This is a genomic window from Pseudonocardia sp. 73-21 (assembly GCF_001899645.1).
GTDB lineage: Bacteria > Actinomycetota > Actinomycetes > Mycobacteriales > Pseudonocardiaceae > Pseudonocardia.
Genome location: NZ_MKVV01000098.1, coordinates 61,409 through 81,352 on the forward strand (window position 1 = coordinate 61,409; position 19,944 = coordinate 81,352).

The following is a 19,944-nucleotide window of genomic DNA, read 5'->3' on the forward strand; positions in this document are numbered from 1 at the left end:
CGGGTACCCGGCGCGGCCCGGCTCAACCACCGGTGGTTGAGCCGGCCACCACGGGGCATCCCGGCGGTGTGCCGATGACCCCGCCCGACCACCTGTCCACCGACGTCCCCGTCGACTCCCGGCTCCGGACGCTGCTGGCGGCGGGGCGTCTGGACCTGCCGCTGCCGGGGGCCGGGCAGACGACGCGCCGCTGGCAGGAGCTCGCCGCGCTCGGTCGCGCCGACCTCGCCCTCGCCCGGCTCGCGGAGGGGCACACGGACGCGGTGGCGATCCTGGCCGAGGCGGGGCGGCCCGCCGAGCCCGGCACGCTCTACGGGGTGTGGGCGGCGCGGCCCGGAGGGACGGGCGCCGACCTGCACGGCCCGCGCGGGGGGGAGACGGTGCTGCACGGCACCGTCCGCTTCTGCTCCGGGGCGCACCTCGTCGACCGCGCCCTGGTGGTCGCCGGTGGCCCCGACGGCCGCGTGCTGGTGGACGTGCCGGTCGAGCCACCGGGCGCCCGGCCCGACCCCGACTCCTGGAACACCCCGGCGATGGCGGCCGCGGACACCCTCGACGTGTGGTTCGACCGGGTACCGGTCGGCCGCGACGACGTCGTCGGGGGACCGGGCTGGTACACCGCGCGGCCCGGGTTCGCCGTCGGCGGGGGCGGGGTCGCCGCCGTGTGGCAGGGCGGGGCGGCCGGTCTGCTGCACCGGGCCGTCACCCACCTGCCCGCCGCGCCGGACGCCCACCAGCTCGCCCATCTCGGCGAGCTCGACGCGCTGCTCTCCGCGACGGACGCCCAGCTGGACTGGCTGGCGGCCGACGTCGACGCCGACCCCTTCGGCGACCACGCGCTGGGGGTGGCCCGGGCGCGGTGCGCCGTCGAGCGGGTGGTGCGCGAGACGCTCGACCGGGTGCCGCGGATGCTCGGGGCCGGCCCGCTGAGCGGGGACGCCGAGCTGGCCCGGACCCTCGCCGACCTGGGCATCTACGTGCGCCAGCACCACGGCGAGCGCGACCACGCGGCCCTCGGCGCGGCCGTGCTCGCGGCGGGGGGCGCGTCGTGACGAAACCGGGTGACTGGGCCGACGCCCTCGACCGGCACCGGCCGCCGGCCTTCGACCCGACGGCCCACCGGCGGGTGGTGGTCGTGGCCGCCCACCCCGACGACGAGACGCTCGGGGCGGGCGGCGCCGTCCGGGCGCTGCACGCGGCCGGGGCGGACCTCTCGCTCGTGGTGGCCACCGACGGCGAGGCCGCCTACCCCGGTCTGGACACGGCGGCGCGGGCCGGGCTCGGCCGGGCCCGCCGCGTCGAGATGGGCGAAGCGCTGGCCGCCCAGGGCCTGGCCGGCGTGCCCGTGACCTGGCTGGGCCTGCCCGACTCGGGCCTCGACGCGTGCGGTGACGACCTGCGCGACGCGCTGGTCCCGGTGCTGGCCGGGGCCGACGCCTGGCTGGCCCCCTGGTCCGGCGACCCGCACCCCGACCACCGGGCGGCCGGGCTCGCCGCGGCGGCGGCCGCCCCGGTGACCGCGCACGGCTGGTCCTACCCGATCTGGATGTGGGCCTGGCTCGCCGCCGACGACCCGGTTGTCCCGTGGGACCGCGCCCGCGCCGTGCTCCTCGACGACGCCGCCCGCGCGGCCCGGCGCGCCGGGGTGGAGTGCTTCACCTCGCAGGTGCGCCCCGGCCCGGACGGCTCGCCCGCCGTCCTCGCCGCGGGGCTGCTCGACCACGTCGACCGCCCCGTCGACCTGCTGTTCCGGGAGCCGCGGGCCACGTCGGCGCCCGTCGAACGGTTCGCGTCCCTGTACGCGGAGGGCGACCCCTGGGACACCGGATCCTGGTACGAGCAGCGCAAGCGGGCCGTCGTGCTCGCCTCGCTGCCCCGGGCGGGCTACCGGCACGGGTTCGAGCCCGGCTGCGGCGCCGGCGAGCTCAGCGCGGGTCTCGCCGGGCGCTGCGCCGTGCTCGACTCGTCCGACCCGGTGCCCGAGGCGGTGGAGCGGGCCCGCGCCGCGCGCCCGGGGGCGCGCGTGCAGGTGGCCGGGCTGCCCGACGGCGTGCCGGACGGGCCGCTCGACCTCGTCGTGTTCAGCGAGGTCCTCTACTACCTCGACGACGCGACCGTCGCGACCACGCTCGACCGCGTCCTGGCTGCGACGGCCCCCGGCGCCGACGTCGTCGCGGTGCACTGGCGCGGCTGGCCCGCCGAGGCCCCGCGCGACGCCGCGGCCACCCACCGGCTGCTGACCGCCCGTCCGGAGCTCGACATCCTCGTCGAGCACACGGACGAGGACTTCCTGCTGCACGTGCTGCGTCGCCGGTGACCGCTCCGCGGGAAGGGCCGCCGGTGACCGCTCCGCGGGAAGGGCCGCCGGTGACCGCTCCGCGGGCAGGGCCGCCGGTGACCGCTCCGCACGCGGTGGCCGTCGTGATCCCGGCCCGGGACGAGGAGGATGCGATCGAGGCCTGCCTGCTCAGCGTCCGGGAGTCGCTGCGGCACCTGCCGCCGACGGTCGAGACGGTCCTGACCGTGGTGCTCGACCGCTGCGTGGACGACACCCCGGCCCTGGTGGACGCCCTCACCGCGGACTGGCCGGGGGCGGCGTCGCTGCGGGTGCTCGGTGCGGGGGAGCGCCGGGTCGCCGGGCTCGGGGACGGGAGCGGACCGGCCCACATCGTGGGCGGATCGGGCGTGGGCGCGCTGCGCGACCTCGGCGTCCGCGACGCGCTCGACCGCCTGCGGCACCTGCCGCCCGGGGCGGTGTGGCTGCTGCACACCGACGCGGACACGACCGTCCCGCCGAACTGGGCGACGGCCCACGTCGAGCTGGCCGCCGCCGGGGCCGCCGGCGTCGCGGGCACGGTCGAGCTGACCGACGGCCTGTCGTCCTGGGCCGCACGGCGCCACGAGCAGCTGGTGGTGGCCGGTACCGATGGCGACGCGCATCACCACGTCTACGGCGCCAACCTCGGGGTCCGGGCCGACGCCCACCTCGCCGTGGGCGGCTTCCCCGTCGACGGGGCCGGGGAGGACCACGGCCTGTGGCAGGCCCTGGGCGCCGCGGGATACCCGTTGCGCCGGCCGTCGGGGCTGCGGGTGCGGACCAGCTCACGCACCTGCGGGCGGGCGAGCGGCGGGCTCGCGGACCTCCTGCGCGACCTGCACGCGGCGGGGCGGGCCGGCGGGCTGTAGGAGGTGCCGGACCGGAAGGCGCCGGCGTGATCGCCTCCCGGCCCGGGCGGGAGCGACCGCGGCGACATCGCCACGATCGTGGGGTGGGACCGGGACCCGGTCGCCGCCGAGCGTGGTCGGGTCCCGGCAGGGCCGAAGGTCCCGTGCCGCGCCGGATCGCCCTCAGGAGCGGATCGTGCGCGAGTCCTGCTCGGGCCGGGGGCCGGGGGTGTCGAGCCGGACCCGGTGCCCGGAGAGCTGCCGCAGCGCCACGACCACGGCGTGGGTCTCGGATACGGTGCCCGCGACCCAGCGCCGGTCCACGGCGGTGATCTCGCAGGCCGGGCCCACCCCGAGGACGGTCCAGCCCGCGTGGGTGACCGGGTCGATGTCGTCGGCCTGGAAGCCGACCACCGCGTGCCGGGTGACCGTCGACAGCAGGCCCCCGTCGGTGATGTGGAAGACGACGTCGTCGCCGTCGAGGACGTAGCGGACCGGCTGCACGGCGGGCATCGCCGAGGCGGTGAACACGACCCGTCCGAGCGCGCCCGCGCCGAGCAGGTGCAGGCAGTCGGCCCGGGTGAGGCTGTCGGGCCCGGTGCAGAGGGTCACGCCGGGCGCGTTCCGGTCGGGCGTGCGCCGGGGACGGGTGTCGTGGTGGTCATGTGCTCTCCGATCGTCGCCGTCCCGTCGACACTGCCGCGGCGCCGCGCCGGGCGGCAGGGTCGGAGGGCCCTCGATCGGTGCCGTCCGGCCCGGGCGGGTGAGCCCGTCGTGCACGCTGATGTCGACGGCCGCGTGCCGGGCGTTCGCGTGCCGGGCGATGTTGCTCAGGGCCCCGCGCAGCACTAACCGGGCCGCGATCAGCACGTCGTCGACCTGCCGGGTGCCCACCGTCGGCACGACCATCACCGGGTCGAGCGCCAGGCGGGCCGACACGGCGGAGCCGAGGCCGCGACCGTGCCGTCAGGGGGTCCGCCGGCGGCGGACGGAGAGCCCCACCAGCAGGGCCCCGACGACCAGGCCGATGCCGGCGCCGATGTACTGGCCGATCCAGACCCAGCGCAGCCCGGGGGCCTGGGCGCCCGCGGACAGCTCGGCGACGACCGGCCGGCTGCCGTCGGCGTTCATCACCACGGCGGCCCAGCGGCCCTCGGCGACCCTCCAGGTGAGCTGCTGCGGGCCGGGTCCGGTGGCGGAGGCGACCCAGAACGGCTGCTGCGCAGGCGGTGTCGCGGGCGCGCCGCTGCCGACCTGCTGCTGCTGGATGGCACCGGTGTCCGGGCGGAATCCGAGAACCCGGTCGCGCTGGACGGCGGCGAGGTAACCGTCCACGGCGTCGGCGGGGCCGATCCCGACGAACACGCTGCCGCCCCGGGCGGCGGCGTTCACCCGGATGTCGCCCACCAGCGCGTCGACGTTGTTGCTGGTGGTGGTGTTGCTCAGCTCGAGCGGGTCGAAGACCAGGGCGTAGCCGTTGCCGGTGAAGGTCCGGGTGGGGGTGTTCAGGAACCCGGACGTGTCGCGGCCCGCGCGGTCGGCCGTCAGGACGGCGGTGCCGCCGATGGCCGCCCCGATGCCGCCGAGCAACAGCAGGGACCCGGCGACGACGGCGACGACCCGACCCGTCGACCACGTCGGGTGCCCGGCCGGCGGGGTGGACAGGGCGACCGCACCGGACGGAGCGGGCTCGGCGGGCTCGGCGGGCTCGGAGCCCCCCTGGTCGAGCCGGAACGCCGGGTACGCGTCGGTCATCAGCGCGGTGTAGGCCGTCACGCGCAGCACCCAGCGGTGCATGCCGATCAGCAGGTCGAACAGCCCGCGCGGGTAGCGGCCGGTGAACAGCAGCGCGACCCCGACGACGAGGACGAGCAGGCCGATCAGCCCGCCGGAGGCCCAGCTGCCGTTCGTGTCCGCGGAGTAGACGGCGTAGCTGCCGCTCCCGACGAAGAACGCGATGACCACGTAGTGCGGCAGGGCCAGCAGCCACTTGACCAGCACCATGCCGCGCGTGAGGTGGGCGGGATAGGTGATGTCGAGGCCGGCCGGGTAGTCCGGCGCCGGGCCGAGGGTGAACGGGGGATACCGGTCGGTGCCGAGCGCGCCGTAGCTGTAGTAGGCCACGCGCCAGCTCCAGCGCAGGACGCCCAGGTTGAACTCGAAGATCGAACGCGGGTAGTGGCCGGTGATCAGGATCGCGACGAACGCGACGACCGTCAGCACGGCGAAGGCGGCCCACAACAGCGCCAGCACGATCAGGTGGGGGACGACGAGCAGCCACTTGACCAGCCACAGACCGCGGCTGAGCGGCTCGTCGAGTCGTGCGGTGACGCGGACGGGACCGGTGCGGTCCGGACCGGGGTGAAGAGGACCGGCGCTGGCCGGACTGTCGACGGTGGACGTCATGGCTCCCCCTGGGGTGTCGGCCACCCACCGTCGTCGCCGTCCCCGGTGCACCGGCAGTGGCCGACGACCCGGCAAACCGGGCTGAGTGGCCCGTCGTGGCCCGGGCCGACCGGCGGTCCGGGTCTTGTGGCCCCCGGGAGAGGGACCTGAGCCGCTGCCGCGGGCCGTCGTGAGCGCGCAGCGTGGGGGTCCGGCACCGACGAAGGGGAACGCGATGGACGCGCACGACATCAGGCGCACGGTGGTCGTCGGGGTCGACGGCTCGGAGGACTCCCTGCGGGCGGTCCGCTGGGGCGCGGCCGAGGCCGGGCGGCGCCACATCCCGCTCCGCCTGGTGCACGCCTTCGGATGGGGCCAGAGCGACGTGGTCGGACACCCCGAACTGGGACATCGCTACCGCGACACCCTGCTGGCCCACGCCCGCGACCAGCTCCACCGCGCGGCCCAGGTGGCCGAGGAGCGGACGCCGGGCGTCGACGTCGAGGAGCAGCTGGTGGTGGGCGCGCCCATGGCCGTGCTCGGCGACGAGAGCCGCCGTGCGCAGGTGCTCGTGCTCGGCGACCGGGGCCTCGGCCGGCTCCAGGGGCTGCTGCTGGGCTCGGTCGCCGCGGCGCTGGGGGCGCACGCGGCGTGCCCGGTCGTGGTGGTGCGCGGGTCCGAGCGGGACCCGGCCGACATCGCGGCCCTGCCGGTGGTCGTCGGCGTGGACGCCTCGGCCACGAGCGACGCCGCCGTCGCGTTCGCGTTCGAGACGGCCGCGGCGCTGCGGGTGTCCCTCGTCGCGGTGCACAGCTGGTGGGAGCCGGTGTTCGACCCGGCCCTCTCGTCCATGATCTTCGACTGGGACGCCATCCAGGCCTCCGAGGCCGAGCTGCTCGAGCAGCGGCTGGCCGAGTGGACCGCGAAGTACCCCGAGGTCTTCGTCGAACGCCACGCCGTCCGCGACCACCCGGCCCACGGGCTGCTCGAGCAGGCGGCGCAGGCCCAGCTCGTGGTGGTCGGCTCGCGCGGACGGGGCGGGTTCTCGTCGCTCGTGCTCGGCTCGGTCGGCCACGCGCTGCTGCACCGCTCGCCGTGCCCGGTCGCGATCGTCCGGCCGGACGCCGAACGGTGAAGCACGTGCATCGCATGACGGTCGGCGACGTGATGACGACGGCCGTGCTGTCGGTCGGGCCGGACACGTCCTTCCGCGAGGTCGCCACCACCCTGTTCGCGGGGGCGGTGCGCGCGGTCCCGGTCCTCGACACCGAGCAGCGGCTGCTGGGTGTGATCTCCGAGGCGGATCTGCTGGCCGGCGCCGAGCAGCCCGAGCCCACGGGCTGGCGCCACCGCCCGCGCCACACCGGCCGTCCGGGCCCGCACCACCGGCACGGCACCACCGCGGCCGAGCTCATGAGCGCGCCCGCCGTCACGATCGCCCCCACCGCGACGGTCGCCGTGGCGGCACGGACGATGCGCGAGCGGTCGCTGAGCTGGCTGCCGGTGACGGACGAGGACGGGCGGATGGTCGGCGTGCTCGGCCGCTCGGACCTGCTCGCGGTGTTCCTGCGCGACGACGCCACCATCCGGGCCGAGGTCGTCGACGGCGTGCTGGCCGGGATGCTCCTGGTCGATCCCGCGCGCGTCGCGGTCGAGGTCACCGACGGCGTGGTCACCCTCACCGGGCAGCTCGACACCCGGACCGACGCGGTGCTCGCCGCGCAGTTCGTCGAGCGTCTCGACGGTGTGGTGGAGGTGGTCGACCGGCTCACCTGGGAGACCGACGCCCGACCGTCCGATCTCGACGTGGCGCACCTGTACTGACCGGCGCGGGCGGGCTCACACCGCTGCGGAGACCACGGCGCGGGCCGCGATCTCCGCACGCTCGGCGATGCCGTGCAGCATCCGCCGGCTCATCACGAAGCTGACCGCCGACGTCGGCACCACCACCAGCGGCGCCCACCACCGCAGGTGCTCGTAGCGTTCCCGGGTGATCAGCCGGGTGGTGCCGTCCGGCTCCTCGCGCAGCACGAACGCCCAGGTCATGTCGAACGGCGCGGAGCGGCCCAGCGGGATCCCGCCGCGCAGCACCAGCGAGCGGCCCGGCTCCACCGACACGACGGTCATGGCCACCTCGGGTGCGAGCTTGACCTCGCCCCCCACCACCACGTCCTGCCAGGCGGGCACGATCTCCTGCGCGCTGTGGATGTCGCAGCCGACCAGGTTCTCCAGCGCGTCGTAGCTGTAGAAGCCGCCGCGGCCCTGTCCGAGCTGGGCGATCCACGGCCATACCTCCGCGGCGCGCGCGTACACCGTGACCGCGCGGGTCGTGGTGAGATCGGAGGCCTCGACCAGCTCGTCGCCGGGCAGTTCGGCGGCGATCTCGTCGGTCGTGGCGCCCCAGTGGGCCATCCACCGCCACCCGATCGCCTTGACGGTGACGAGCACGGCGAGCGGGACGGCGACGGTGCGCAGCGGGAGGGCCATACCTGCGACCGTGCACCGGCCGGGACGGGGCCGGAAGGGCCGTCCGGCCCGCCGGGCGTGGCGTCGGCCCCGACGTGGCGTCCCGACCCATCCCGGTCGTTCGCCTCTGCCGTCCCGGACGGGCCCCGCGTAGACCGGGACCATGAGGTCCCACCACCTGCTCGGTGCCGGGTTGTTCGCGCTGGCCACGTTGATCGTCGGCTACGCGGTGCTCGGGCCGCTGGTGCTGGACGTGATCCACTTCCGGACCTCGGCGTCGGGGCTCGACCAGATCCGGGGCGGGGACCTGGCCGCGCTGGCCGTGGTCGCGCCCGTGTGCGCGGCGGTCGGCGCGCTGGCCTGGCGCGGGCACCCCGCGGCGCCGGTACTGGCACCGGCCCCGGCGATCTTCGCGATGTACACCTACTCGCAGCTCGTGCTGGCCAACGAGTACCTGCGCATCCCGGGCAACGTCGAGCTGTTCTTCCCCCTGCTGCTGGTGATGTTCTGGCTGGCCGCGGCGTTGACGGTGCGCAGCGTCGGGTTGGTGCGGGCCACCCCGGCCCCGCCGTGGTCGCGCCGCCTCGAGCGGGGCTGCGGTGTGCTGCTCGTGGTCATCGCGGCGGTCGTGGCGCTGGGCCTGCACCTGCCGACGCTCGTCGCCGCCATGAGCGGGAACGGCGCCGCCTACCGGGACGCGCCGACCGCGTTCTGGGTGGTGAAGTTCTACGACCTCGGCCTCGTGGTGCCCGGGGCGCTGGTCGTCGGCATCGGTCTGCTGCGACGCCGGATCGGTGCGCGGACGCCCGCGTCGGCGATCCTCGGCGGCTACGTGCTGCTGGGGTGGTCGGTGGCCGGCATGGCGTGGACGATGCTGGTCAGCGGCGATCCGGACGGGTCGGTGGTGCAGGCGGTGGTCATGACCGCGATCTCGGCTGCCGGGTCGGTGTTCGCCTGGTTCCTCTACCGGCCCCTCTTCCGGACGGACGCGCCCGCGTCCCTCACCCCGGCTCCGGCAGGTGCCAGGTGATGGTGGGGCCGGCCTTCCACCACGACCTGGGTGATCACGGTGAGCACCGGGCGCGTGAGGCCGGCGTCGGGCAGCGGCTGCGCCAGCCGGTAATCGATCATGCCCTGGGGTCCGGCATCAGTGCACAAGGCCCCGAACGGACGGGCCGGAACGCCGCCGGGCCCACCGGACGATCTCGTCCGCACCCCATACGACGAACGGGAACGGCACGACGACGGCGAGCTGCGACGGGTCGAGCGCGGCGGTGCCGAACACGTCCTGCAGCCACGGCACGTAGACCACCGCCGCGCTGAACACCAGCTCGAACGCGATGCCCCACAACAGCAGCGGATTGGACCCCAGCCCGATCGAGAACAGCGACGCGCGGTCGGTGCGCGCCGCGAACGCCGTGCCGATCTGGCAGGCGACGATGCCGACGAACGTGATCGTGGTGGCCTGCAGGTAGGCCCCGTGCAGCGGGTTGCCCGCTCCGGTCGCGTCGCCGGGCTGCCAGCCGGCGCGCACCAGGGTGAGCAGGAAGCCGCCCATGACGAGTGCCGCCGACACGGTGCCCAGCAGCAACCAGGCCCGCACCAGCAGGGCCCGGTCGACCACGCCCGCCGAGCGGGGCCGGGGCGGTCGTTCCATCGCGCCCGGTTCGGCGGGTTCGCGGCCCAGCGCCAGAGCGGGCAGCGTCTCGGTGCCGAGGTCGATCGCCAGGATCTGCAGCACCGTCAGCGGCAGCGGAACCGCGCCGCCGGTCAGCGCGAAGACCAGGAACGGCACGACCTCGGGCACGGCGTGGGCGAAGATGTAGAGCACGAACTTGCGGACGTTGTCGAACACCTGCCGGCCGGAGCTGACCGCGGCCACGATGGTGGCGAAGTCGTCGTCGGTGAGCACCATCGTCGCGGCCTCCCGGGCCACGTCGGTGCCGGAGCGGCCCATGGCCACCCCGATGTCGGCGTGCCGCAGCGCGGGCGCGTCGTTGACGCCGTCACCGGTCATCGCGACGATCGCGCCGCCGGCCTGCAGCGCCTCGCAGATCCGCAGCTTCGACTCCGGGGAGGTGCGGGCGAAGACGATCTCCTCGTCCCGAGCCAGGAGGGCGTCGAGCTCGGCGTCACCGAGGCGGTCCAGCTCCTCGCCGGTGACGACCCGGCCGCTCCCGATCCCGACCCGGCGGCCGATCTCCACCGCCGTCGGGCCGTAGTCGCCGGTGACGACGTGGACGCGGATGCCCGCACGGTGGGCCCGGGCCACGGCGTCGGGCACGGCGGCACGGGGCGGGTCGACCATCGCCACCAGGCCGAGCAGCTCCAGGTCGCGTTCGGCGTCGGTCCGGTCGGGCGGGACGGCGTCGACCGCGCGGCGGGCCACGGCGAGCACCCGGAGCCCGCTCGCGGCGTAGCGGTCCAGCGTCCGCGCGACCTCGCCGCACGTCGCGTCGTCGAGCGGGACCGGGCCGTCCGTCCGGTGGATGCTCGTGCAGCAGGGGAGCACGGCCTCGGGTGCGCCCTTCGTGTGCAGCACACCGTGATCCAACGTGGACATGCGCTTGAGGTGGGCGTCGAAGTGGAACACGGTTCGACGCGCGGCCGCCCGCTCCGCCGGGGTCACGCCGACGCCGAGGTCGGTGGCCAGGCGCAGCAGCGCCAGCTCGGTGGGGTCGCCGATCGCCGGGGCCTCGGCCGTCGTGCACGCGGCCGCGGCGGTGGTCAGCAGGCGGGCTCCCTCGTCGTCGGGCGCCGCCGTCGCGTCCATCTCACCACCGGCGAGCCACAGCGTGGTGACGCGCATCCGGTTCTCGGTCAGCGTCCCGGTCTTGTCCGTGCAGATCACGGTGACCGAGCCGAGCGTCTCCACGGCCGAGAGCCGCTTGACGACGGCGCCCCTGCGGGCGAGCTGCCGCACCCCGGAGGCCAGGGCGAGGGTGATGGTCGGTAGCAGGCCCTCGGGCACGTTGGCGACGATCAACCCGATCGAGAACGTGATCGCCGCGGCCCAGCCGAGCCCGGCCGCGATCCCGACGGGCACGAACGCCACCCCGACCAGCACCGCGACGGCGGCGATGATCCAGGTGACCCGCCGGACCTGGCGCTCCAGTGGGCTGGGCCGCGCGCGTCCCCGCTGCGACAGTGTCGCGATCCGGCCCAGCTCCGTGTGCATGCCGGTCCGGGTGACCACGGTGGTCGCCTCGCCGCCCGTGCAGGTGGTGCCGCTGAACACGAGGTCCCGGGCCTCCAGCAGCGACCCCGTCACGGGCGCCGGATCGGCCGACCGGGTCGTCGGGACGGACTCCCCGGTGAGCGCGGACAGGTCCACCGTGAGCGCGCCGTCGATGATCCGGGCGTCGGCGCAGACGCGGTCGCCCTCGGTGAGCACCAGCACGTCGCCGGGGACGAGAGCGGCGGCCTCGATCTCGACGCGCACCCCGTCGCGCACCACCCGGGCGGTCGGCGGCAGGAACGCCGCCAGCGCGTCGACGGCCCGTTCGGCCTGCCGCTCCTGGACGAACGCGAACGCGGCGTTGAGGACGATCACCGCGACGACCGCGAGCGACAGAGAAGGGGTGCCGCCCACCCAGGCCAGCACGGCGGCCACCGCCAGCAGCAGCACGAGCGGCTGGGTGAACTGCGCCAGCAGTTCCCGCGGCCAGCTCGGCCCGCCGCGTCGGGTCAGCGTGTTGGGCCCGTGAACGGCCAGCCGACGCACGGCCTCGCGCCCGGCCAGTCCGTCCGGTGACGTGCGGAGGTCACGGTAGAGCTCGGCGAGCGGACCGCGCTGGTCGGCGGACCCGGCGTCGTCGGGCGCCGGCGCCTCGACGGTGCGGGTCACGGCGCGCTCGCGACATCGGTGCTCAACGGGGCTCCTCGGGTCGGGTACCCCGACGATGACGCGCACGGCGCCGCCGGCCCACGGCCGCAGGTCCTGATCCCGGGGGCGATGGTCCCTTCAGCGCACCCGACGGGGCTTCGGCGGGGCCTGCGCGGGGGAGCGGGCCAGGACCACCACACCCGCCACGGCCACCACGAGTCCGACCGTCAACGGCACCCGCCAGCCGGCGCGGACCGCGTCGCCGAGCAGTGCGATCCCGACCAGTCCCGGGACCAGCACCTCGGTCACGAGGAACACCGCCGTCACGTTCGACACCGAGCCCACGACCAGGGCGCGGGAGTAGGAGGCCAGCCCGACGGCGCCGAACAGCACGACGAGATAGGGCGCGGGCTGGGTGAGCAGGCCCAGTGGGCCGTCCGGGTCCTGCACCGCCCGCACCGCCAGCGACGTGCCGCCGAAACCGAGCCCGGCCACGACGGCGAGCGGCCACGAGCGCTCGCCCCGCCACACCAGGACGGCGGCCACGGCCAGGCCCACCAGCGCCACCGACAGCACCACGTACGCCACCGCCGACACCGCCGACGGCCGGTCGTCGCCCGCGCTGGCCGCGATCAGCGCGAGCCCGGTGACGCAGGCCCCGATCGCCACCCGGTCGACCGGCCGCAGCACCGAGTCGAACAACCGCCGCGCCGCGAGGGCCGTCAGCACGATCGACCCGCCCAGCACCGCTTGCACCGCGAACACCGGCAGGTGGCGCAGCGCCACGACGGTGCACACCCAGCCCAGCGCGTCGACGACCAGCCCGGCGAGGTAGCGCGGCTGCAGCACCAGCGGACGGCGCCGGCGCACCCGCCGGGTCGCCTCGGACTGGAGCAGACCGGCCCCGCTGTTCAGCACCATCGCGAGCAGCGCGGAGAGCAGCCCGATCAGCACGGGCCCAGCATGCCCCGGGATTTCGTCACGCGCCGGAAACGTGGCTCCGGGTACGTTCTCGCGGTGCTCTAGCGCGGGCGCGACGATGGTGCAGCCCGGTCCGCTCTGACACCACCGTCGCGGTCGGGGAGGGAGGACACCTCGACTGGGCGCCCGAGCCGATCGTCGTCACCGACGGGGCCTCGTTCGTGACGAGCCTGCGGGTCACCCTGGAAGCGGGTGCGACGGCAGTGGTCCGCGAGCTCGTGGTGCTCGGCCGCCACGCCCGCACGGGCGGGCGCCACCGCGGCCACCTGGCCGTCACGCTCGACGGGCGGCCCGTGCTCGCCCACACCACTGTGCTCGACGGCGCCGACCCGGCGCTGATCGGCCCGGCCGGCACGGCGGGGGCGCGGGCGCTCGGGACGCTGCTGGTCGCCGGGACGGACGAGACACCGGCCGGGGCGGGGGAGCGGTCCGGCGTCCGCTGGGCGTGGTCGGCCCTCGACGGCCCCGGCGCGGTCTTGCTGGCTGTCGGCGACCCCGGCGCGGTGACGGCGCTGCTGGACGGGGCCGGGCGCACGATCACCGCGCCGTGATCATGCCCCACGAGGCCTCTCATGATCGCCACGTGTCGCACGATCCGACCCCGTCAGGGGGATGAGGTGCGATCCACCGCGATCATCGTCCTCAGCCGGGCATGATCCAGCCGTAGACGTGGTCGAACGTCAGCGTGAGCACCACCCGCTGGTCGGCCACCATGGCGGCGCGGTACTCGTCCCAGTCGGGGTGCTCGCCGATGATCTCCTGGTACAGGACGACGAGGGCGTCCACCGTGGCGTCGTGCGGGTCGGCGGCGGGGGCGGTGAGCTGCGCCGTGCCCTCACCCACGGCGTAGGAGCGCAGGTCGGGCGAGGTGACCATGTAGCTGGCCCGGGGGTCGCGGCGCAGGTTGCGCGTCTTGGCGCGCGGCTCGGTGACCGACACCCGGATGGTGCCGGTGGCCGCGTCGAAGGCGTGCGTGACGACCGAGGCCTGCGGACGGCCGTCGCGCTTCAGCGTGATCAGGGAGCTGCCGCGCTGGGCGGCGAACAGGTCGTGCAGGGCGGGATCGGCGGGCATGGGCACTCCTCGCAACGGGGACCGGGCTATCACGGAGCACCAACGTTCCTGCCCGTCGAGGGCATACCCGCGGCGGGGTTGTCCCCATCGACCTCCAACCGTCCCCAGATCGCGGGTGGGGCTGGTGCGGGCGTCCGCGCGGCCGGAGCATCGAGCCATGAGACCGCGCCTGCGACCCGTCACGTCCCTCCCGACCGGCACACGCCACCCCGTCCTGCGGCCGATCCGGCGCGGGTCCGCGGTGCTGCGGGTAGGCACGGTGCTGTCCGCATTCGGGCTGGTCCTGGTGGCGGTAATGGCGCTCTCCGTGCTTCCCGTGGTCCCGCCACCCGTCGCCGGCGCGCTCCTGTTCGCCGTGGCGGGCTGCGGCGCCGGAACGGCGGCGCGCGTGGTGCTGGGCCGGATGCGCCGGGGCGCCCGGGTCCGCGCGCCCGTGTGCGAGCTGGCGCTCGCTGTGCTGTGGGCGGCGGTGGGCGCCGGGTGGATCGGCGGGCTGGTGCCCGGCCGGTGGCTGCCGGTCCTGCTCGGCGCGTCCTGGCTGGCCGTGGCCGGGTCGGTGGTCGACGTGCTCCACCACCGGCTCCCCGACGCCCTCACGGCGCCGGCGTGGCCCGCCGCGTTACTGGTCGTGCTGCCGCTGGGGCCCGGTGCGCTCGGGCGGGCGGCTGTGGGCGCGGTCGTCGCGGCGGCTGTCCACGCCGCGGTGCACCGCGCCGCGCCGCGCGCACTCGGCGGCGGTGACGTCAAGCTCGCTGGGCCGCTCGGTGCCGTGCTGGCCGCGGCCGCCTGGCCCGCGCTCGCGCTGGCCGGGCTCCTGGCGGCGGTGCTGAGCGCGCTGGTCGCGGCGGTGCTGCTGGTGGCCGGGCGCACCGGCCGGGCGGGGGCCGTCCCGCACGGACCGTCGATGCTGGTGGCCACCTGGCTGGTCCTGGCGGGCGCGGCGTTCGGGGCGGGGGCCGGGTGAGAGGATGACGGCGTGCTGCGTTGGATCACTGCCGGGGAGTCCCACGGTCCCGCGCTGGTGGCCGTGCTGGAGGGCATGGTCGCCGGTGTCGAGATCACCACCAAGGAGCTGCAGGCCGAGCTGGCCCGCCGCAAGCTGGGCCACGGCCGCAGCCCCCGAATGGCGTTCGAGGCCGACGAGCTCGAGGTGATCGGCGGCCTCCGCCACGGCCGCACCCAGGGCGGCCCGGTGGCGGTGCGCATCGGCAACACCGAGTGGCCGAAGTGGGAGACCGTCATGGCGGCCGACCCGGTCGACCCGGAGATCATCGAGGGCCGGGCCCGCAACGCCCCGCTGACCCGTCCCCGCCCCGGCCACGCCGACCTCGCCGGTATGACCAAGTTCGGCTTCGACGACGCCCGCCCGGTGCTCGAGCGGGCCAGCGCGCGGGAGACCGCGTCGAAGGTGGTGCTGGGCACCGTCGCGAAGGCGTTCCTCAAGCAGGCGTTCGGCGTCGACATCGTGTCGCACGTGGTGGCCATCGGCGCCGTCGACGCCCCCGAGGACGACCCGGTGCCCGGCCCCGGCGACCTGGAGCGGGTCGACGCCAGCCCGGTGCGCGCGTTCTCCGCCGAGACCACGGCCCGGATGATCGCCGAGATCGACGACGCCCACGAGGACGCCGACACCCTCGGCGGGGTCATCGAGGTCATCGCGTACGGGATGCCGGTCGGCGTCGGGTCCTACGTGCAGTCCGACCGCCGGCTCGACGGTCGTCTCGCCGGCGCGCTGATGAGCATCCAGGCGATGAAGGGCGTCGAGATCGGCGACGGCTTCCGCACCGCGCACCGGCGCGGGAGCGCGGCCCACGACGAGATGATCCCCGGCGATCCCGTGAAGCGGCTGTCCAACCGGGCGGGTGGCATCGAGGGCGGCATGACCAACGGCGAGCCCGTGCGCGTGCGGGTGGCCATGAAGCCGATCTCCACCGTGCCCCGCGCGTTGCGCACCGTCGACACGGCCACCGGCGAGGAGGCCACCGCCATCCACCAGCGGTCCGACGCCTGCGCGGTGCCGCGGGCCGGGGTGGTGGCCGAGTCGATGGTGGCGCTGGTGCTGGCCGAGGCCGCACTGGAGAAGTTCGGCGGCGACTCGCTGGCCGAGACCCGCCGCAACGTGGCCGCCTACCTCGCGTCGGCGCACGTGCCCGGCGCGGGTTCGTAGAACAGCTCCTGCGCCCGGCCGCCCATGATCAGCAGCTCGGCGCGGACACGGCCATGTCCGGCCGGGAACGCGCCCATCCGCTGATCATGGCTGGGGCTCCGGCGCCCGCGTCGTAGCTCGGTGCCCCGGCCCGTGTCCGGCTGCGGCTAGGCCTCGGCCGGCCCGCGACCGGTGCCGCGCCGGAACGCCGCGGCGCTGGACCCGGCCTCCCCGGCCTCGTCGGCGGCTTCAGGGTCCGGGTCGCTGAAGGCGGCGAACGGGGTGCCGTGGCCACTCCCGCCGGGCTCCCGCAGCTGCGGCTCGAGGTGGTGCTGCCGGGAGCGGCGGGGAAGGGGTGTTCCGGCCGTCCCGTCGCGGCCGCCGGCGTCGTCCACCCGTCCTCCGATCGTGCGTCAGTGGCTGCGCGTCGCTCGTCCGAGCGTAGCCCGACCACCGGATCGGGGTGCCCCGGCCCGCTACTACCCTGGGGCGGGTGATGTCCGAGGCTCGTCCTGTCCTGGTTCTGGTCGGCCCACCGGGGGCCGGCAAGTCCACCGTGGGCCGGGTGCTCGCCCGTCGTCTGAAGGTCACCTTCACCGACGTCGACGCGCTGATCGTCGAGCGCGCGGGCAAGCCGATCGCCGATATGTTCCTGCAGGACGGTGAGGACGCCTTCCGCGCGCTGGAGCGCGAGGTGGTGGCCGAGGCGCTGCGCACCACCACCGGGGTGCTGGCGCTGGGCGGTGGGTCGGTCCTGGCCGACGAGACCCGCGTGCGGCTGCGGGGCCACCGCGTCGTCCACCTCACGGTCGGCCTGGCCGACGGCCTGCGCCGCACCGGCATGTCCACGGCCCGCCCGCTGCTGGCCGGGGTCAACCCGCGGGCCACGTTCAAGGCGCTGCTCGACGCCCGCGCGCCGCTGTACCGCGAGGTCGCCACGCACGAGGTCGACACGGTGCGTCGCAGCGCGAACCAGGTCGTGCGCGCGGTGCTGGAGGCCATCGGCGAGGTCCCGGCCGACGCGCCGGCCGATCCGGTCGACCCCACCGACCCGCTGGACGTCCCCACGCCCTACGGCGCACAGGTGGGCGGCGCCGCGCTCCCGGATCCCACCGTCCGTCCGTGACCCCTCGGTAAGGTCGTCGCGTGGACATCCCAGCCCCGGCCACCGTCCGGATCGACGTGGCGACCGAGCATCCCTATCCGGTGCTGATCGGCCGCGGAGTACGTGACCTGCTGCCCTCCACCGTCCGCGATCTCGGCGCGTCGACGGCGGTGCTGGTGCACCAGCCCGCGCTGGCCGACGTCGCGGAGGAGGTGCGGACAGCGCTCGCCGAGGCCGGGGTCGACGCCCACCGCGTCGAGATCCCCGACGCCGAGGAGGGCAAGGCGCTCGCCGTCGCCGGCTTCTGCTGGGAGGTGTGCGGCCGCGTCGGTCTCACCCGCCAGGACGTCGTGATCTCGCTCGGCGGGGGAGCGGCCACCGACCTCGCCGGTTTCGTCGCCGCCACCTGGATGCGCGGGGTGCGGGTGGTGCACGTGCCCACCACGCTGCTGGCGATGGTGGACGCCGCCGTCGGGGGCAAGACCGGCATCAACACCGCCGCGGGCAAGAACCTCGTCGGCGCGTTCCACGAGCCGTCGGCGGTGCTCGTCGACCTGGCCACCCTCGACACGCTCCCGGCCGCCGAGATCGTCGCGGGCAGCGCCGAGATCATCAAGACCGGGTTCATCGCCGACCCGGTGATCCTCGACCTCATCGAGGCCGACCCGGCTCTTGGGCTCGACCCGTCGGGTCCGGTGCTGGCCGAGCTCATCGAGCGCTCCATCCGGGTGAAGGCCGACGTCGTGGCCGCGGACCTGCGGGAGTCGAGTCTGCGCGAGATCCTCAATTACGGCCACACCCTCGGCCACGCCGTCGAGCGCCGCGAGGCCTATCGCTGGCGGCACGGGTCGGCGGTGAGCGTCGGGCTGGTGTTCGCGGCCGAGCTGGCCCGCGCGGCCGGGCGCCTCGACGACGCGACGGCCGACCGCCACCGGGCGGTGCTGGCGTCGGTCGGGCTGCCCGTGTCCTACGAGGCGGGGGTGCTGCCCGAGCTGGTCGAGACGATGCGCGGAGACAAGAAGTCGCGCGCGGGCATGCTCCGGTTCGTCGTCCTGGACGGCCTCGCGCAGCCCGGACGCCTGGAGGGCCCCGACCCGGAGCTGCTGGAGCGGGCGTACGCGGTGGTGGGAGCGTGAACCGCCCCGTCCTCGTCCTCAACGGCCCCAACCTGGGTCGTCTCGGCACCCGCGAACCCGCCGTCTACGGCGCCACCACCCACGCCGACCTCGTCGAGCTGTGCGAGAAGACGGGCGGCGAGCTCGGTCTGAGCGTGGAGGTCCGGCAGACCGACCACGAGGGCGAGCTGCTGGGCTGGCTGCACGCCGCCGCCGACGCCGGCACGCCGGTGGTGCTCAACGCGGCCGCCTGGACCCACACCTCGGTGGCCGTCCGCGACGCGTGCGCGCAGCTCACGGCCCCGCTGGTGGAGGTGCACATCTCCAACGTCCACAAGCGCGAGCCGTTCCGTCACCACTCCTACATCTCCGACGTCGCCAGCGGCGTGATCGTCGGACTCGGCGTCACCGGTTACACGCTGGCGCTGCGGTGGATCGCGGAGCAGTGTTCCCTGGGCCGTCCATGATCACGGCATCTGTCGCAGCCGCCCCACCGGTCGAGGAGCACTCGGCATGACTGCCGAACGCCGAGCCGCACTGCGGGCCCTGCTGGACGGCGTCGACGCCCTGCTCGTCACCGATCTGGTCAACGTCCGCTACCTCACCGGTTTCACGGGATCCAACGCCGCCCTGCTCGTGCACGCCGACGGCGACGCGGCCAGCCGCTTCTGCACCGACGGCCGCTACACCACGCAGGCTGCCCGCGAGGTGCCCGACCTCGATACCGTCGTCGACCGCGGTTCGGCCCTGGCCCTCGCGCGGCAGGCCCACGGGTGGGGCGTGCGCACACTGGGCTTCGAGTCCGGGCACGTCACGGTCGACGGGCACACGGCGCTCGACGAGGCGGCCGAGGGCGTCGCGCTGGCCCGGGCCCCGGGGCTGGTGGAGCAGCTGCGTCAGGTCAAGGACGCCACCGAACTCGCGACGCTGCGCACCGCCTGCGCCGTCGCCGACGCCGCGCTCGCCGACCTGGTCGCCGCCGGTGGCCTGGCCCCGGGCCGCACCGAGCGGGAGGTGGCCCTGGACCTGGAGAACCGGATGCGCGGCCACGGCGCCGAGGGCGTGTCGTTCGAGACGATCCTCGCGGCCGGCCGGCACTCGGCGATCCCGCACCACAGCCCCACCGACGCCGAGCTGCGCCGGGGTGATCTCGTGAAGCTCGACTTCGGGGCGCTGGTCGGCGGCTACCACTCCGACATGACCCGCACCGTCGTCCTCGGTCCCGCCGCCGGCTGGCAGCGTGAGCTGTACGCGCTGGTCGCGTCGGCGCAGCAGGCGGGGTGTGAGGCGCTCTCCCCCGGGGCCGACGTCGTCGCGGTCGACGCCGCGTCGCGCGGCGTCGTCGAGGACGCCGGCCACGGCGACGAGTTCCCGCACGGCCTCGGGCACGGCGTCGGCCTGCAGATCCACGAGGCGCCCTGGCTGGGCAGGAACAGCTCCGGCACGCTGGCCGCCGGGACGGCCGTCACCGTCGAACCGGGCGTGTACCTGGAGGGCCGGGGCGGCGTCCGGATCGAGGACACGCTCGTCGTCCGGGACGGCGCACCCGAGCTCCTGACGCTGACCACCAAGGAGCTGCTCGAGATCGGGTAGCCCGGAGGCGGTACCCTGGGCCATGGACGACGGCGCCGATCGGCGCTGCACACCCGGCGCGTGACCACCTCCGCGCCCAGCACAGACG

General features: G+C 75.6%; 19 protein-coding genes and 1 pseudogene. 13 read left to right on the forward strand and 7 right to left on the reverse strand.

Annotated elements, in window-relative coordinates:
• The first annotated feature begins 74 nt into the window (after window positions 1–74).
• The 3 genes from BGP03_RS31470 (at window position 75) to BGP03_RS31480 (ending at window position 3,186) form a co-directional block, all read left to right on the forward strand.
• Window positions 75–1,052 (forward strand): acyl-CoA dehydrogenase, encoded by a 978-nt coding sequence (locus tag BGP03_RS31470; protein ID WP_298800619.1) that lies wholly within the window; start codon window positions 75–77, stop codon window positions 1,050–1,052.
• On the forward strand, window positions 1,049–2,317 hold the full coding sequence (locus BGP03_RS31475) for a bifunctional PIG-L family deacetylase/class I SAM-dependent methyltransferase (RefSeq protein WP_298800618.1): 1,269 nt from the start codon (window positions 1,049–1,051) through the stop codon (window positions 2,315–2,317). Before BGP03_RS31470 ends, BGP03_RS31475 begins: the two co-directional genes overlap by 4 nt.
• A gap of 77 nt (window positions 2,318–2,394) precedes the next feature.
• Window positions 2,395–3,186: a glycosyltransferase family A protein gene (locus tag BGP03_RS31480; RefSeq protein WP_298800617.1), complete on the forward strand. Its 792-nt coding sequence runs from the start codon at window positions 2,395–2,397 to the stop codon at window positions 3,184–3,186.
• 162 nt (window positions 3,187–3,348) lie between these two features.
• Here the strand turns inward: BGP03_RS31480 and BGP03_RS31485 are convergent, their stop codons facing one another.
• Entirely contained in the window at window positions 3,349–4,104 is a 756-nt protein-coding gene (locus BGP03_RS31485) for a pyridoxamine 5'-phosphate oxidase family protein (protein ID WP_298800616.1), read from the reverse strand.
• A 27-nt stretch (window positions 4,105–4,131) separates the two neighbouring features.
• Window positions 4,132–5,571, reverse strand: coding sequence for a DUF4389 domain-containing protein (locus BGP03_RS31490; RefSeq protein WP_296377207.1), 1,440 nt, complete (start codon window positions 5,569–5,571; stop codon window positions 4,132–4,134).
• A gap of 214 nt (window positions 5,572–5,785) precedes the next feature.
• On the opposite strand from BGP03_RS31490, the gene BGP03_RS31495 reads away from it, so the two are divergent.
• The gene (locus BGP03_RS31495; RefSeq protein WP_296377206.1) at window positions 5,786–6,685 is read left to right on the forward strand and encodes a universal stress protein; all 900 of its coding nucleotides are present in this window, start codon (window positions 5,786–5,788) and stop codon (window positions 6,683–6,685) included.
• Window positions 6,686–6,699: 14 nt separating this feature from the next.
• The gene (locus BGP03_RS31500) at window positions 6,700–7,374 is read left to right on the forward strand and encodes a CBS domain-containing protein (RefSeq protein ID WP_298800639.1); all 675 of its coding nucleotides are present in this window, start codon (window positions 6,700–6,702) and stop codon (window positions 7,372–7,374) included.
• Between the two features lie 15 nt (window positions 7,375–7,389).
• Here BGP03_RS31500 and BGP03_RS31505 read toward each other — a convergent pair whose 3' ends face one another.
• Window positions 7,390–8,037: a hypothetical protein gene (locus BGP03_RS31505; protein ID WP_296377205.1), complete on the reverse strand. Its 648-nt coding sequence runs from the start codon at window positions 8,035–8,037 to the stop codon at window positions 7,390–7,392.
• Window positions 8,038–8,179: 142 nt separating this feature from the next.
• On the opposite strand from BGP03_RS31505, the gene BGP03_RS31510 reads away from it, so the two are divergent.
• Window positions 8,180–9,046 carry a hypothetical protein gene (locus tag BGP03_RS31510; RefSeq protein ID WP_298800615.1) on the forward strand — a complete coding sequence of 289 codons (867 nt, stop codon included), beginning with the start codon at window positions 8,180–8,182 and terminating at the stop codon, window positions 9,044–9,046.
• A 117-nt stretch (window positions 9,047–9,163) separates the two neighbouring features.
• On the opposite strand, the gene BGP03_RS31515 is transcribed toward BGP03_RS31510, so the two are convergent.
• Both BGP03_RS31515 and BGP03_RS31520 read right to left on the reverse strand, forming a co-directional pair.
• On the reverse strand, window positions 9,164–11,863 hold the full coding sequence (locus BGP03_RS31515; RefSeq protein ID WP_298800614.1) for a cation-transporting P-type ATPase: 2,700 nt from the start codon (window positions 11,861–11,863) through the stop codon (window positions 9,164–9,166).
• 117 nt (window positions 11,864–11,980) lie between these two features.
• On the reverse strand, window positions 11,981–12,796 hold the full coding sequence (locus BGP03_RS31520; protein ID WP_296377202.1) for a hypothetical protein: 816 nt from the start codon (window positions 12,794–12,796) through the stop codon (window positions 11,981–11,983).
• A 47-nt stretch (window positions 12,797–12,843) separates the two neighbouring features.
• Here BGP03_RS31520 and BGP03_RS31525 point away from each other — a divergent pair.
• Window positions 12,844–13,374: pseudogene (locus BGP03_RS31525) on the forward strand (urease accessory protein UreD); the annotation flags it as partial.
• A 91-nt stretch (window positions 13,375–13,465) separates the two neighbouring features.
• Here BGP03_RS31525 and BGP03_RS31530 read toward each other — a convergent pair.
• Window positions 13,466–13,897: a PPOX class F420-dependent oxidoreductase gene (locus BGP03_RS31530; RefSeq protein WP_298800613.1), complete on the reverse strand. Its 432-nt coding sequence runs from the start codon at window positions 13,895–13,897 to the stop codon at window positions 13,466–13,468.
• Window positions 13,898–14,054: 157 nt separating this feature from the next.
• On the opposite strand from BGP03_RS31530, the gene BGP03_RS31535 reads away from it, so the two are divergent.
• Together BGP03_RS31535 and aroC are read left to right on the forward strand one after the other, a co-directional pair.
• Window positions 14,055–14,861, forward strand: coding sequence for a prepilin peptidase (locus BGP03_RS31535; RefSeq protein WP_298800612.1), 807 nt, complete (start codon window positions 14,055–14,057; stop codon window positions 14,859–14,861).
• 12 nt (window positions 14,862–14,873) lie between these two features.
• Window positions 14,874–16,064, forward strand: a complete 1,191-nt coding sequence (gene aroC, locus BGP03_RS31540; RefSeq protein ID WP_296377199.1) for a chorismate synthase — start codon at window positions 14,874–14,876, stop codon at window positions 16,062–16,064.
• 146 nt (window positions 16,065–16,210) lie between these two features.
• Here the strand turns inward: aroC and BGP03_RS31545 are convergent, their stop codons facing one another.
• Window positions 16,211–16,438, reverse strand: a complete 228-nt coding sequence (locus BGP03_RS31545; RefSeq protein ID WP_296377198.1) for a hypothetical protein — start codon at window positions 16,436–16,438, stop codon at window positions 16,211–16,213.
• A gap of 101 nt (window positions 16,439–16,539) precedes the next feature.
• On the opposite strand from BGP03_RS31545, the gene BGP03_RS31550 reads away from it, so the two are divergent.
• From BGP03_RS31550 to BGP03_RS31565, 4 genes are read left to right on the forward strand one after another with little or no spacing between them, the layout of a single operon-like run.
• On the forward strand, window positions 16,540–17,169 hold the full coding sequence (locus tag BGP03_RS31550; protein WP_363094891.1) for a shikimate kinase: 630 nt from the start codon (window positions 16,540–16,542) through the stop codon (window positions 17,167–17,169).
• Window positions 17,170–17,189: 20 nt separating this feature from the next.
• Window positions 17,190–18,284: a 3-dehydroquinate synthase gene (gene aroB / locus BGP03_RS31555; protein ID WP_296377197.1), complete on the forward strand. Its 1,095-nt coding sequence runs from the start codon at window positions 17,190–17,192 to the stop codon at window positions 18,282–18,284.
• Window positions 18,281–18,730 (forward strand): type II 3-dehydroquinate dehydratase, encoded by a 450-nt coding sequence (gene aroQ, locus BGP03_RS31560; RefSeq protein ID WP_296377196.1) that lies wholly within the window; start codon window positions 18,281–18,283, stop codon window positions 18,728–18,730. The genes aroB and aroQ overlap by 4 nt, the downstream gene beginning before the upstream one ends.
• A 46-nt stretch (window positions 18,731–18,776) precedes the next feature.
• A complete protein-coding gene (locus tag BGP03_RS31565) occupies window positions 18,777–19,856 on the forward strand; it encodes a Xaa-Pro peptidase family protein (protein ID WP_298800611.1) in 1,080 nt (359 codons plus the stop codon).
• Window positions 19,857–19,944 lie beyond the last annotated feature (88 nt).

Coding starts and splice junctions, on each gene's coding strand:
- BGP03_RS31565 (WP_298800611.1), top strand. CDS start 18,777: ATGACTGCCGAACGCCGAGCCGCACTGCGGGCCCTGCTGGACGGCGTC.
- BGP03_RS31495 (WP_296377206.1), top strand. CDS start 5,786: ATGGACGCGCACGACATCAGGCGCACGGTGGTCGTCGGGGTCGACGGC.
- BGP03_RS31530 (WP_298800613.1), bottom strand. CDS start 13,897: ATGCCCGCCGATCCCGCCCTGCACGACCTGTTCGCCGCCCAGCGCGGC.
- BGP03_RS31490 (WP_296377207.1), bottom strand. CDS start 5,571: ATGACGTCCACCGTCGACAGTCCGGCCAGCGCCGGTCCTCTTCACCCC.
- BGP03_RS31505 (WP_296377205.1), bottom strand. CDS start 8,037: ATGGCCCTCCCGCTGCGCACCGTCGCCGTCCCGCTCGCCGTGCTCGTC.
- BGP03_RS31500 (WP_298800639.1), top strand. CDS start 6,700: ATGACGGTCGGCGACGTGATGACGACGGCCGTGCTGTCGGTCGGGCCG.
- BGP03_RS31470 (WP_298800619.1), top strand. CDS start 75: ATGACCCCGCCCGACCACCTGTCCACCGACGTCCCCGTCGACTCCCGG.
- BGP03_RS31550 (WP_363094891.1), top strand. CDS start 16,540: ATGTCCGAGGCTCGTCCTGTCCTGGTTCTGGTCGGCCCACCGGGGGCC.
- BGP03_RS31510 (WP_298800615.1), top strand. CDS start 8,180: ATGAGGTCCCACCACCTGCTCGGTGCCGGGTTGTTCGCGCTGGCCACG.
- BGP03_RS31535 (WP_298800612.1), top strand. CDS start 14,055: ATGAGACCGCGCCTGCGACCCGTCACGTCCCTCCCGACCGGCACACGC.